General features: G+C 44.8%; 14 protein-coding genes and 1 other annotated feature. Of the genes, 1 reads left to right on the top strand and 13 read right to left on the bottom strand.

The features are described from left to right. Nucleotides 1–36: 36 nt before the first annotated feature. The 4 genes from pgsA to yfmF form a co-directional block, all read right to left on the bottom strand. Nucleotides 37–618 (bottom strand): CDP-diacylglycerol--glycerol-3-phosphate 3-phosphatidyltransferase, encoded by a 582-nt coding sequence (pgsA, locus tag IGI82_RS00185; protein ID WP_005226440.1) that lies wholly within the window; start codon nucleotides 616–618, stop codon nucleotides 37–39. 132 nt (nucleotides 619–750) lie between these two features. Next, on the bottom strand, nucleotides 751–1653 hold the full coding sequence (locus IGI82_RS00180) for a helix-turn-helix domain-containing protein (RefSeq protein WP_016608952.1): 903 nt from the start codon (nucleotides 1651–1653) through the stop codon (nucleotides 751–753). A 464-nt stretch (nucleotides 1654–2117) separates the two neighbouring features. Next, nucleotides 2118–3416: an EF-P 5-aminopentanol modification-associated protein YfmH gene (gene yfmH / locus IGI82_RS00175; protein WP_074934338.1), complete on the bottom strand. Its 1299-nt coding sequence runs from the start codon at nucleotides 3414–3416 to the stop codon at nucleotides 2118–2120. Next, nucleotides 3409–4677, bottom strand: coding sequence for an EF-P 5-aminopentanol modification-associated protein YfmF (gene yfmF / locus IGI82_RS00170; RefSeq protein ID WP_438841668.1), 1269 nt, complete (start codon nucleotides 4675–4677; stop codon nucleotides 3409–3411). Before yfmF ends, yfmH begins: the two co-directional genes overlap by 8 nt. A gap of 161 nt (nucleotides 4678–4838) precedes the next feature. Here yfmF and mscL point away from each other — a divergent pair, with 161 nt between their 5' ends. Then, complete coding sequence (gene mscL, locus IGI82_RS00165; protein WP_005226421.1) at nucleotides 4839–5285, top strand: large conductance mechanosensitive channel protein MscL; 447 nt, start codon at nucleotides 4839–4841, stop codon at nucleotides 5283–5285. 95 nt (nucleotides 5286–5380) lie between these two features. On the opposite strand, the gene IGI82_RS00160 is transcribed toward mscL, so the two are convergent. The 9 genes from IGI82_RS00160 to gltX form a co-directional block, all read right to left on the bottom strand. Continuing rightward, complete coding sequence (locus tag IGI82_RS00160; protein ID WP_010748489.1) at nucleotides 5381–5833, bottom strand: GNAT family N-acetyltransferase; 453 nt, start codon at nucleotides 5831–5833, stop codon at nucleotides 5381–5383. A gap of 61 nt (nucleotides 5834–5894) precedes the next feature. After that, nucleotides 5895–6140, bottom strand: a complete 246-nt coding sequence (locus IGI82_RS00155; RefSeq protein ID WP_005226417.1) for a Veg family protein — start codon at nucleotides 6138–6140, stop codon at nucleotides 5895–5897. Between the two features lie 87 nt (nucleotides 6141–6227). Then, the gene (locus IGI82_RS00150; protein WP_438841667.1) at nucleotides 6228–6791 is read right to left on the bottom strand and encodes a sigma-70 family RNA polymerase sigma factor; all 564 of its coding nucleotides are present in this window, start codon (nucleotides 6789–6791) and stop codon (nucleotides 6228–6230) included. 95 nt (nucleotides 6792–6886) lie between these two features. Then, complete coding sequence (locus tag IGI82_RS00145) at nucleotides 6887–7405, bottom strand: NYN domain-containing protein (RefSeq protein WP_438841666.1); 519 nt, start codon at nucleotides 7403–7405, stop codon at nucleotides 6887–6889. Next, entirely contained in the window at nucleotides 7402–8241 is an 840-nt protein-coding gene (rlmB, locus tag IGI82_RS00140; protein ID WP_005226411.1) for a 23S rRNA (guanosine(2251)-2'-O)-methyltransferase RlmB, read from the bottom strand. The genes IGI82_RS00145 and rlmB overlap by 4 nt, the downstream gene beginning before the upstream one ends. Next, on the bottom strand, nucleotides 8207–8629 hold the full coding sequence (locus IGI82_RS00135) for a Mini-ribonuclease 3 (protein WP_128432098.1): 423 nt from the start codon (nucleotides 8627–8629) through the stop codon (nucleotides 8207–8209). The genes rlmB and IGI82_RS00135 overlap by 35 nt, the downstream gene beginning before the upstream one ends. Then, nucleotides 8626–10038 carry a cysteine--tRNA ligase gene (gene cysS / locus IGI82_RS00130; protein ID WP_015508686.1) on the bottom strand — a complete coding sequence of 471 codons (1413 nt, stop codon included), beginning with the start codon at nucleotides 10036–10038 and terminating at the stop codon, nucleotides 8626–8628. Before cysS ends, IGI82_RS00135 begins: the two co-directional genes overlap by 4 nt. Then, nucleotides 10031–10567 (bottom strand): serine O-acetyltransferase EpsC, encoded by a 537-nt coding sequence (epsC, locus tag IGI82_RS00125; protein WP_026008130.1) that lies wholly within the window; start codon nucleotides 10565–10567, stop codon nucleotides 10031–10033. The genes cysS and epsC overlap by 8 nt, the downstream gene beginning before the upstream one ends. Nucleotides 10568–10632: 65 nt before the next feature. After that, nucleotides 10633–10831: a binding site (T-box leader), on the bottom strand. Beyond that, complete coding sequence (gene gltX, locus IGI82_RS00120) at nucleotides 10828–12285, bottom strand: glutamate--tRNA ligase (protein WP_016608945.1); 1458 nt, start codon at nucleotides 12283–12285, stop codon at nucleotides 10828–10830. Its footprint overlaps the feature before it by 4 nt. Nucleotides 12286–12356: the final 71 nt, after the last annotated feature.

Here is a 12356-nt window from a genome sequence, read left to right as displayed (position 1 = left end):
TTGTTTTTATCGCTTCTATATCTAGATCTAGAAATTTTACATAGAATCTTTAAAAACATTCGTATTTTTTATGAAATAATCGACCCCGGAATAGATCGTGAAGATCAAACATAGATACAACATGATTTGATCGATAGGCAAACCGATCATTGAAAAGGGAATGTTGTTCAAGAACAAGAAAATGATCGCAACCATTTGTGTCGCGGTTTTGATTTTCCCTGGCCACGCAGCAGCCATGACTTCCCCGCTTTGTTCCACTAACAACAAGCGTAACCCTGTCACTGCCAACTCGCGGCAAACGATGATCGAAACTACCCAGCCTGGGGCTTTGTCTAATTCAACCAGCATGATAAAAGCCGTCATGACGAGCATTTTATCTGCTAACGGGTCAGCAAACTTCCCGAAGTTGGTAACAAGGCCTCTGGAACGAGCGATCTTGCCATCTAGCCAGTCTGTAATGCTGGCTGCCGCAAAAAGGATCGCTGCAATAAGGTGCGTGTTTTCTAATTGTGTCGTACCAACGGTCAGCGTGCCAAGATCGATTGGCAAAACCAAGACCAAAATAAAGATGGGGATCATAATGATCCGTAATACAGTTAATTGATTGGGTAAATTCACGAAATAGACTCCTCTCTGCCGACTATTGTACGAAATAACGGCAAATCATGCCACTACTTCTGCTTTTCAATGGTCGGATGCAACAGATAACTTTTTAGCTAATGATACCTCAATAAGGCGCATTTGTCAGATTTATGCCGCATCGTCTTGGTATTCAATCACGAGGCGGACTGTCTTTTGTAACAATTCAAATTGCGGGTCAGAAAAGTCCACTTCCTGACCATTGGCAGTGATGGAGATATTTTGACTTGCGCCCAGGGTCAAGGTCGCATTCGTGGCGCCTTCTGGCAGCGTCATCGATTGCGTTTCTCCCGCTTGAACAGTGTATTGGTACACATAAGCGTTGTCGACTTGTACACCGACCCAACAAGAAGCATCTAGCCCAGTAAATGCTAATTCAATAGGATTTTCCGCATCTTTCATCGTGATCGTGATCGACGATTGCGTCGAATCACTGGCAGTCATCGTCATTTTCGCTTCGCTGGATTCCGTCGTACTTGAAGACTCAGTCGCTTCACTCGAAGTACTGGTTTCTTCCGTACTTGACGTGGTGGAAGCGGTAGACGCTGAATTTTCTACCACAAGAGAAGAGCTTCCTTGGATCATCGGCGTTGTATTCCGGTCTTGCCAAGCCATGTAGCCCACGATACTCACGATCGTAATGGCCACCAAGCCTAATAGAATCATCGGCAAATAGCGGACGACAAATGAGCCGCTTTTTTCTTCTACGTGCTGTGCTTTTCGTGAGCCGCTGACGGTTTCAGGCTGCGGTCTTTTTGGTAAGGGGGCGTCTAACGTATCTTTGCCATCAAAAACGGCTACCAATTTGTCGCCGTCTTCTCCAACAGCTGCTGCATATTGGCGAATAAACGCACGGACATAAAAAGTGCCTGGCAATTGATCAAAACGCTCTGCTTCAATTGCTTCTAAATAGCGTTTTTGGATCTTTGTCATTTGTTGTAATTCAATCAATGAAATGTTTTTATCTAAACGGGCTTGCCGTAATTTTGCTCCAATCGTTGTTTCGTTGGCCACTCGATCATCTACTCCAGTCTTTTATTCATCTTTAAAAAAAGCCCTAAAATCGCTTCGCTGCTTGTCGTAAGGTCAGCAAAGCTGCTCTATCATTTTAAAACAGGGGTTCCCTGTATACGTCAATAAAAAAAACTCCGTCACGCAGATTGCCATCTGGGCGCGCCGTCTACTAAATATAACATTTTTTCCGTGAATTTTTGTAAAAAAACAAAAAAAGATTTTGCTTCAATAATTAAAGAATACCATAAAAGAAAAAGTCTGAGGATAGCCTAACCACAACTCGCAAACAAATTTTAATACTTTTCGCCAAATTGGCATCAAATTGCAAGAAAAAACCACCTTTTGACGCAAAAAGAAAACACTGAATGACTCAGGAGTTGGCCAGCCCTTGTTCTGTTGGGCGTTCCTCCTTGAATCAGTCAGTGTCGCTTAGATGACAGCTGTTTGACAAAACCAGCCTTCGCTTAGGCTTTTTCCGTTGGATACATGTAAAAACGACTAAACGCTTTGGGATCGATAAAGGAACGAGCCGCTTGCTGGACATCTTCCAAAGTGATCGATTGGATCACCTCTGGCAGATCAAAGAGCGTCGTTTCACCAAATAAACTTTGGGTAAACTGGTTTGCGATAAACTCCAGTGAGTTCAGTGATTGGAAATATTTCCCTAGCATTTTCTTCTTCAATAGCGTCAAGTTTTCTTCATTGATCTCTGGATCTTGCTGGAAATTCATTACGATCGCTTCGATCTCTGCCAACATTTTTTCTGGCTCTTCAGAATCCCCCGAGAAGTCGGCAAAGTAAAAGCCGCGATCCAAGTTCACTTCAAACCCAAATGTGTCGTCGATGATGCCTTGATCATACAAACGCAAATAATTGGCGGAAGTATTGCCTAAAACCAATTGGCAGAAAAGATTCAACGCATTTTTGAAGCGCAAGAGCTCTCTTCCTGATTTCGGCAGTTTGTTCAAGTCTCCTTTGATCCCTAATACGCCTTTGGCACGTGTTACTGGCATGGTAAGACTTGATTCTGCTTGAATATCGGCAAAGGTTTCTTCAGGAAACTGGCGAATGATCGCCTGCGTTTCTGGAAAGGTCTTGGCCGCTTGATTGGTCCGAATCCACGCCATCGTTTCTTCAGGATCGATATTGCCTACCACAAAAAGCGTCATGTTGCTTGGGTGATAGAAGGTATTGTAGCAAAGATACAAGTCTTCTGCGGTGATCTGCGCAATGCTTTCCACCGTACCAGCGATATCGATATGCAAGGGGTGCTTCGGATACAGATTTTTGATGATGCCGAAAAACTGCTGCCAGTTTGGATCGTCATCATACATTTGGATTTCTTGACCAATGATCCCTTTTTCTTTTTCGACGGTTTCTTCTGTGAAATACGGGGCTTGAACAAAATCGATCAACGTTTCAAGGTTCAGCTTGATTTGATCGGTTGCCGAAAAAAGGTAGCTGGTTTTCGTGAAACTGGTAAAGGCATTGGCAGAAGCCCCCTGCTGACCAAAGGTTTGAAAGACATCGCCGTCTTCTTTTTCAAACAGTTTGTGCTCTAGAAAATGTGCAATGCCATCAGGGACTTGATGCAATGCTTCGGGTGAAAACCCGAAATGATTGTCGACAGAGCCATAGTTCGTACTGAAAAGTCCGTAAGTTTTATGGAAATCGGCTTTTGGCAGCAAATAAACTTTCAAGCCGTTTGGCAATACTTCTTCATAAAGGGTCTCATTGATTTGCTGATAGACTTTTTTATTCATGGGTCGTCTCCTTATCCAGGAAGAATACAGCTTGCAAGGACACGTTTTGAGCCAATGCTTGGACATCTGCCACGGTCACTTGTGCCAATTTCTGCATAAATTCATCTTCCGTCATTTTCGTATTCGGTACCCACTGATTCAGATAGGCTGTTTCGATCAGTGCTTGTGGGTTATCCAATGAAAGCAAGTACTGGTTTTTCAACATCGCTTTTGTTTGTGCCAGTTCTTCCGCGGTGACTTCGCCACGCTGCAAGCTTTGCAGCTGCTGTTCGATCAATTTGAAGACCTTATCGCGGTTTTTACCATCGATCCCCGTTTGGACCGACAAATACCCACGAAACGTATCGATACTGCTAGAAGCATAATACGCCAAACTTTCTTTCTCTCGGACATTCATAAACAGTTTTGAATGAGGGAATCCGCCAAACAACCCGTTGAAGACCATAAAGGCGATCCGCTCGGTTTGGTCATAATACACGCCAGTATGATAGCCTAAGTTCAATTTGGCTTGAATGATTGGTTCCCGCAAGATTTTCTCGCGAATGATGTTTTCCGCCGCTTGCTGATAAAAGACCGGTATTGCTTGGTCTGGCCGATCAGTAAAGGCCATGTTCTGGAAAATCTCCGCGACTTCTGCTTCAACCACATCGCCGATCACAAAAAGATCGATTTGGTCATTGTCCATCATTGAGCGATAGGTTTGGTAAAGCTCTTTTGCGGTCACAGCTTCTAAGTCTTGGGGACGGCCAAAGCTCGGATACTTCTGATTCTGATCGTTTTCGAAATACAACTCTTGCAGCCCTAAAGAAGCCAATGCTTGCTTATCTTCTGCCACGCTGTTCATATAGGCGATCAAGTTGTGCTTTTCGATGGTGAAGTTCTTTTCTTCAAACTGTTCCTCGTGGGCATTCGGATGGAACAAAACTTCTGCTAAAAAAGCGGCTGCTTGCGGCAATACTGCTTCATCTGACACGTACTTCCCGTTGACAAAGGACATCGCTGCATTGATTTGATGCAGATTGCCCCGTTTGTTAACATTCATACCAAAGCTGGCACCGTAAAGCTCTGCCAGCTGACTGCTAAATGCGGTCTGTGTCGGATAAGCCAAACTAGTCGTTTCTAATAAACTGGTCAATAAGGTCCGTTTGGCGGTCATTTCAGCCTGCAATGGTGCAGTAAACCGAACGAAAAAACGGATCGTTTTATACTTTTTGGTCGGTAGCACCGTTAACCGAACACCTTTTTTTAATTCAATAGACATGTGACACCCCTTCTAGAAGCAAAATTATCTCTTCAATTATAGCATAGCTGACAAACTTTCTCCTCGGCTCACTGATCAAACCTGTTGCAGCGAGCGTTTTTTTTTATAAATCCCGCGTTTTTCGCTATACTGTCAGTAAGATTTAGAAGGGAGGATACAGGATGATTAAAGAATTTAAAGAATTTATTTTACGAGGAAACGTCATTGACTTGGCGATCGGGGTCGTGATCGGGAGTGCCTTCACCGCAATCGTCACTAGTTTAGTTGAAGGATTGCTGACACCATTGGTTTCATGGATCTTATCACTCTTTGGTAACGCAGATGCCTTTTCTGGCTTGGTCTTTGAACCAGCCAAAAATGTGGTCTTTGATTTCGGCCGCGTAATTACTGCCATTATTACGTTCTTGATTACCGCATTTGTCTTGTTCTTGATTGTCAAAGCAGTCAACAAACTACGCAATCTGAAACAACAACCTGAGGAAGAAGAAGTACCAGAAGTCACTGCAGAGGATTATTTAGAAGAGATTCGTGACCTTCTAAAAGCGCAAACGCCTCCTGCCAACACTGTGGATCCACGTCCAACATCATTGGATGATACGATCCGATAAAAAAACGGCTCTTAGTCAATAAGGTCGAAAGAAGCGATTCGGATTCATCCGATCCATCAATCATAGCGCTAAAAGAAGCAAGCACGCGAACCTCGCTAGAGAGTCGCTGTGCTTGCTTCTTTTTTCATCCCGACATGCAGGATCCCGTCTTCATAAAAAGGCGGTGTAATGGTTTTAAAGCCATACTGGCCGTAGAATTTTTCTAAGTGGGCTTGTGCTTCGATCTCAATAGGCAAAGCTGGATAACACTGCTCAATGCGATGCAAAACTTCTTTGATCAGACGATGGCCTTCTTTTTGCCCCCGGTATGCTGGTGCCACAATGACCCGACCAAAATGCACCGTTTGTTCCTGCTGGAAAATACGGGCGTACGAAACGATCTGCCCTTCCTCATCAAGGGCCCATAAATGTTTGGCTTGTGCATCGATCGCATCGATCTCTTGATACGCACACGCTTGTTCCACCACAAAAACCGCTGTACGCAAACGGGCAAGCTGATAAAACTCCACCCCAGTCATTTCCCCTAACTCTTTTAGAAAAAACGCCATCCCATCACTCCTTATCTTATTGAACCAAAAAAGAGTCAACAAAGTGTCAACTCTTCTTGTTTCAAACAGCTTCTGATAAAAATTCAATCTCAACAGTTCTAGTTAAAATATCTGAATAACTATAAGAAACCCGCTCGAATGAATTCTCATTTGGATCCAAATCTACAACAAAAACTGAAGGATAAGTTTCTGTCAAAACGCCGCGACGTTCAGTTTGACGCTTACGTCCAGTCTGAGCAACTAGCATAATCTCACTACCGATACGGCCTTCTAAATCTTTCTTGATCGTAGCTAAAGTTGTTGGCATCGCATTCACCTCGAGCATCATCATACCACGAAAAGCAGAAAATTTCAAGTTTACCATAAAATAATTCTACTTTCAATAAGATTTTTGTTAAACACCCTTGATAAGCGCTATCAACTTTGTCCGACCGCGACTGAAAGCGCTTTTTATTTTTTCATAAGGCAGCTTTTCTTGAGCGGCAATCTGATCAAGTTCTAATCCTTTTAAATAATTCATTATAACCATTCGTTCTAAAGACGATAAACTTTTCGGATACTCTGGCAACGATTCATTAACGAACAAGTAGGTCTCTGCAGTTTCCGCACAGCGATTATGATCGGTCAAAAACCGATTGCCTTCTTGTAAAAGCTTTTCTTCCAGCGAGCAGGCATCGACTTGTGCTTTGCGTTTTTGGGCATGCTGCGCCCGCAACAGGCTGCAGATACGGTTCTCAAAAGAACGCTTAAACAAGATACCGATGGTCGTTCCTTTGTCCTTATCGTAAGTCTTTAGACACTTATTAAAAACGATCCTGCCTTCTTGCAGCCAATCGTCTAAGTCATAATCCCGCAGATAATATTTTTTATGCAAAATCTCAACGATCGGTCGATATTTTCTGAACAACTCTTCAAATCTATCTGAACGGTGCGATACTTGTCTTTCCTTTGTGCGCATCGAGATCACTCCTTTTGTTTTTGGTTCATTTGCTACAAAAGGAGCGTATCATAAATGGCTGGGACATCTTCTAATTTACCAGACCAACTTTGTCCCTAACTAAGGTCTTGCAATTTCTTTTCAAGTTCGGCTAATTGTTCAGGTGACCAAGGGGAATTGCGTCGGAAATTTTCAAACCGCAAGTCGGTTTGATGCTCGTTGATGTCTTTTTCCGTTTTTTCCACGCTTTTGTACAATTCCCGTGCCGAAGTTCGCAAAGCACCTTGAGAGAAGATCACCCACTGTTCGGCTAAATCGCTGGTAGCGACGGTGACTTGGGTCAATCGATTGTTTAATTCACCAGCGATTCGTTCGATGTAGCTGTCGGCGGTCTCTCCTTCTTCGGTAAAAATAACTTCCAGCTGATATTTGGTGTAACTTTGGGTCACACCAGGCACCAGTTGAGCATCAAAAACAACGATGATTTTCAACCCTTCATATTTTGCATAATTCGACAGCCGATTCAGTAAGGCTTCTCGGGCATCTTCTAAACGGTCCTGATTTTTCAAAAGAACCAGCTCCGGCCAAGCGCCAATCATATTGTAGCCATCCACGATCAGCAAAGGGGTTTTCATTGGGACGCCCCATTTCGGCTAGTAAAGGCCTGATACATCAACAAACCTGCCGCCACACTGGCATTTAAGCTCTGCACGTGCCCAGTCATTGGGATCGTCAGCATTTGATCCACTTCTTTTTTCAAACCTTCCCCCATGCCGCGACCTTCGTTGCCGATGATCAAACCGACCGCCCCTTGGGCATTCCATGTGCGGTAATCACTGCCACTCATATCAGTACCGAAGATCCAAAAACCAGCTTTTTTCAGTTGCTGGACTGCTTGGGTCAAGTTGGTCACACGGGCCACAGGGATATGTTCCACTGCACCGGTCGACGTTTTCACCACGATCGGCGTGATCCCCACCGCACGGTGTTTTGGAATGATGATCCCGTCTACGCCGCTGGCATCAGCGGTTCGCATGATGGAGCCGAAATTATGGGGATCTTCTAGATTATCTAAAATCAGATACAGCGGCTGTTCTTTCGTTTGGGCCAACAATTCATCCAAGGTCAAATACTGATAAGGGGTGATCGCCAAGATCATGCCTTGATGGACCCCTTGGTCACTCATCGTATCCAGCTTTTGTTTTGGCACCCATTTGACCGGAACTGCCTGTTCCCGCGCCATTTCTTTCAAACGATCGATTTTTTCTCCCCGTGCTTCTTCGGAAAGAAACAGCTTGTTGCCTCGCCCTTCTTTCAAGGCTTCAGCAACCGCATGATAGCCGAAGACAAAATTATCTTCGATGGCTTCTCCAGCGGCTTCTTTGCGGCGATCCGGTTTATTTTCTTGTCTGGCTTCTGATCGGCCAGCTGTTTTTTTATTTGGACGCTTTCTTTGCGGTTTTTCTCGCATCTTCTTCTCCTACTTTCTTTATACACCAGTCTATTAGCTCGTCTAAGCGTTCTTGTTGCTTCGTGAGGTGCAAATACCCGATCAGCGATTCAAAGCCAGTAGCGATACGATACGTCGTGACATCGGCATTTTTGGCGCCCGTATGGCTTTTACTATTGCGGCCGCGGCGGTAAAAATCATGTTCTTCTTCGGTCAGGATCTCTTCATCCAACATCTTTTGGATCAATGCCGCTTGGGCTTTGGCCGACACATAGTGGGTCGCCATATGGTGCAGTTGGTTCGGGCGGGTTTGGCCTTGGGCGACTAAATAATCGCGAATATAGACTTCATAGACCGCATCCCCCACATAGGCCAATGCCAAACCATTCAATTGTTTATAATCTCTCATGCTTCTCGTCTCCATCGGGTTCCTTGCGGGGTATCTTCTAAGATGATCCCTTGTTCTTTCAACTCATCACGGATTTGGTCGCTGCGGGCAAAATCTTTGGCTTTGCGGGCGGCGATCCGTTCATTGATCAGCTGTTCGATTTCTTCATCCAGCAATTCTTCGGATACAAAATAAATCCCGAAAATCGTCAGCCATTCGCTGAATTTGGCTAATCCAGCGGCTAATAAAGCCAAATCTGTTTCTGGGTCTTCGCTAGCTAAGTTCAGCCACTTCGCCAATTCATAGACCACAGTGATCCCGTTAGCCGCATTGAAATCGTCGTCCATTTCTTTGACGAAACGTTCTTCAAATTCTTCCAGAACCGCTGCATTGACTTCCTCATCGCTGGCTTGATAATGACTGCTATTCAAGCGGAATTTGGCATTTTCATAGGTCGTCCGCAATTTTTGCAGGTTGGTTTGTGCTTCATGCAAGGTAGTCTCACTGTATTTGATTGGTCGGCGGTACTGGGTCGTTGCCAAAAAGAAACGCAGCACCTGCGGATCAACTTTTTTGACCATCTCATGCACTGTGACGAAGTTGCCCAGTGACTTACTCATTTTTTCTTCGTCTTCACCGATCGTCACATAGCCGTTATGCATCCAATAGTTGGCAAAGGTCTTGCCAGTTTTCGCCTCGCTTTGGGCGATCTCATTTTCATGATGCGGGAAGGTCAAGTCTTGTCCGCCTCCATGAATATCGATGGTCTCGCCTAGGTGTTTGGTCGCCATCACCGAGCATTCGATATGCCAGCCAGGACGACCGGCTCCCCAAGGAGATTCCCAAGCGATCTCATCGCCTTTTGCCGCTTTCCACAAAGCAAAATCCAACGGATCTTCCTTGATTTTTTGTTCTTCACCGGTCCGCTGGCTTGCGCCGACTTCCAGCTCATCGATGGATTGGTCGCTTAATTGCCCATAGTGAGCAAATTTACGGGTACGGTAATAAACATCGCCATTGACTGGATAGGCATAGCCTTTTTCTACAAGAGCAGCAATAAAGGCAATGATGTCTTCGATATGATCCATCACACGAGGATTCATCGTAGCAGGTTTGACGTTCAGCGCTGCGGTATCTTCATTGAAGGCGTTGATAAAACGCTCTGCCACTTCTGGGGCCGTCGTGCCTAATTCTTTTGCCGCACGAATGATTTTATCATCGACATCGGTAAAATTCATCAAATAGTCCACTGTATAGCCGCGGTATTCAAAATAACGGCGTACGGTATCAAACGACACAGTACTGCGGCCATTCCCGATATGGATGTAGTTATAGACGGTGGGTCCGCAAACATACATTTTTACTTTCTTTTCTTCTAATGGCTGAAACACTTCTTTTTCCCGTGTCAGCGTATTATAGATTTTAATCATCGTGGGTAACCTTCTTTCCTTTGATTCGAACGATCTTTGCTGGGATTCCGACAGCAGTTGCTTCTGCGGGGATATCCTTCAAAACCACTGCATTGGCGCCGATCTTTGCACGCTCACCGATCGTGACAGGGCCTAAGATCTGCGCATGGGCTGAGAGAAACGCACCGGTTTTGACCGTGGGATGACGCTTGCCCCGCTCTTTACCGGTTCCCCCTAAGGTGACCCCGTGAAACAAGACGACATCATCTTCAATGATCGCCGTTTCCCCGATCACGACGCCCATCCCATGATCGATAAAGACCCCTTGGCCGATCTGCGCACCAGGATGAATCTCGATCCCAGTCAAGAAACGCCAAAACTGGGCCGTCAGTTTTGCCAAAAAATACCAGCGATGCTGAAACAAAAAATGCGACCAACGATGCCAAAACAAGGCATGAAATCCTGGGTATGTGATGATGATCTCCAACGTTGATCGTACCGATGGATCATGTTTTTTTGTTGCCGCAATTGCTTTTTTAAACCAAGTCATCTTCTCACCTACTTTATCCAAACTTCTTGATACGAAAAAAGCGTCTTTCAAATAAGTTTCCTTATTCAAAAGACGCTTTTTTGCGTGGTCCCACTTTTGTTCGCAGTTCGGCACTGCCTTCAAGCGGGTAACGTCCGCTGCTTCGTCTTTGACTTGCGCCAAAGCCACTCCTAGGTGCATTTCCTAGCCTTTTTTGACCACTCTCACCTTCCGTGGTCTCTCTGAAAAAAATCGGCTAGTACTTCGTCTATTCGCTGTGTTTATAACACGTTATTCAAATGATCAAGGGCTTTTTCTTTCCCTAATAATTCAACGGTATCTGGTAGTTCTGGTCCGTGGGTTTGGCCTGAGACCGCCACGCGGATCGGCATGAATAAATTCTTGCCTTTGATGCCTGTTTCTTTTTGGATCTCTTTGATGGCTGCTTTGACTGCCGCAGCCTCAACGACTGGCATCGCCTGTAATTTTTCTTTAAAGGCTGTCAAAACCGTCGGTACAGTTTCTCCTGCTAAGACTTCTTTGGCTGCATCATCTAATTCAGGGTGTTCTTCGAAGAACAATTCCGAAAGGTCGACGATTTGTGCCGCAAAACTCATTTGCGGTTGATACAAGGAAACGATTTTTTTCAACCAGGCAGCTTTTTCTTCGGTCAATGTTTCTTCGATGCGACCGGCTTTTACCAAGTAAGGGACGCACATTGCCGTCAATTCATCCAGATCCATTTGTTTCATGTATTGGTTATTGACCCATTCCAACTTCTTGGCATCGAAGGCAGCTGGTGATTTGCTCAACCGTTCAGGATCAAAGATTTTGATCAATTCTTCTTGAGAGAAGATTTCTTCTTCCCCTACTGGTGACCAGCCTAAAAGTGCAATGAAGTTGAACATAGCGTCTGGTAGATAACCCAACTCACGGTATTGCTCGATGAATTGGAGAATCGATTCGTCCCGTTTGCTTAATTTTTTCCCGGTTTCGCTATTGATGATCAACGTCATATGCCCGAATTCTGGTGCTTGCCAGCCAAATGCTTCATAGATCATCAACTGTTTTGGTGTGTTGGCGATGTGGTCATCTCCACGCAGCACATGGGTGATTTTCATATGATGGTCATCGACTGCTACTGCAAAGTTGTAAGTCGGCATACCGTCACGTTTTTGGATGACAAAATCGCCACCGACATTATCTGATTCAAAAACGATCTCGCCTTTGACCATGTCGTGGAATTTGTATTCAGTATTGCGAGAGACACGGAAACGAATCACTGGTTTCAAGCCTTGTGCTTCTTTTTCGGCTTGCTCTTCTGGTGTTAAGTTGGCACATTTCCCTGCATAATGGGGCATTTCGCCACGAGCTCTTTGGCCTTCACGTTCGGCTTCCAATTCTTCTTCTGTACAATAACACTTATACGCACGATTGCTTGCAAGCAATTGATCGATCAGTGGTTGGTAGATATCGCCGCGTTCTGATTGACGATACGGACCGTATTCTCCTGGATTTTCAGGTGATTCGTCCCAATCCATTCCTAACCATTGCAAGTTTTCAAGCTGGCTTTTTTCACCATCTTCAATGTTTCTTTTTTGATCGGTGTCTTCGATTCGGATAATAAATTCACCGTCATTGTGACGAGCAAACAAATAATTGAATAAAGCCGTCCGAGCATTCCCGATGTGTAAATGTCCTGTTGGACTTGGCGCGTAACGTACACGTACTTTTGTCATTGTTTTCCTCTTCCTTCATCTGATTTCCAAGCCAGCCAAGCTGCTTGGGGCTTATTGTTCAGTTTAGTGGG

The sequence above is a fragment of the Enterococcus sp. AZ067 genome, from assembly GCF_051715005.1.
Taxonomy (GTDB): Bacteria; Bacillota; Bacilli; order Lactobacillales; family Enterococcaceae; genus Enterococcus_D; species Enterococcus_D casseliflavus.
Note: the sequence above shows the minus strand (reverse complement) of the source record. Positions and strands in the feature narration are given on the sequence as shown.

Excerpts from the sequence above, each read along its gene's own strand:
- yfmH (WP_074934338.1), bottom strand. The coding sequence starts at position 3,416 with ATGAATAAAAAAGTCTATCAGCAAATCAATGAGACCCTTTATGAAGAA.
- yfmF (WP_438841668.1), bottom strand. The coding sequence starts at position 4,677 with ATGTCTATTGAATTAAAAAAAGGTGTTCGGTTAACGGTGCTACCGACC.
- mscL (WP_005226421.1), top strand. The coding sequence starts at position 4,839 with ATGATTAAAGAATTTAAAGAATTTATTTTACGAGGAAACGTCATTGAC.
- IGI82_RS00160 (WP_010748489.1), bottom strand. The coding sequence starts at position 5,833 with ATGGCGTTTTTTCTAAAAGAGTTAGGGGAAATGACTGGGGTGGAGTTT.
- IGI82_RS00155 (WP_005226417.1), bottom strand. The coding sequence starts at position 6,140 with ATGCCAACAACTTTAGCTACGATCAAGAAAGATTTAGAAGGCCGTATC.
- IGI82_RS00150 (WP_438841667.1), bottom strand. The coding sequence starts at position 6,791 with ATGCGCACAAAGGAAAGACAAGTATCGCACCGTTCAGATAGATTTGAA.
- IGI82_RS00145 (WP_438841666.1), bottom strand. The coding sequence starts at position 7,405 with ATGAAAACCCCTTTGCTGATCGTGGATGGCTACAATATGATTGGCGCT.
- rlmB (WP_005226411.1), bottom strand. The coding sequence starts at position 8,241 with ATGCGAGAAAAACCGCAAAGAAAGCGTCCAAATAAAAAAACAGCTGGC.
- IGI82_RS00135 (WP_128432098.1), bottom strand. The coding sequence starts at position 8,629 with ATGAGAGATTATAAACAATTGAATGGTTTGGCATTGGCCTATGTGGGG.
- cysS (WP_015508686.1), bottom strand. The coding sequence starts at position 10,038 with ATGATTAAAATCTATAATACGCTGACACGGGAAAAAGAAGTGTTTCAG.
- epsC (WP_026008130.1), bottom strand. The coding sequence starts at position 10,567 with ATGACTTGGTTTAAAAAAGCAATTGCGGCAACAAAAAAACATGATCCA.
- gltX (WP_016608945.1), bottom strand. The coding sequence starts at position 12,285 with ATGACAAAAGTACGTGTACGTTACGCGCCAAGTCCAACAGGACATTTA.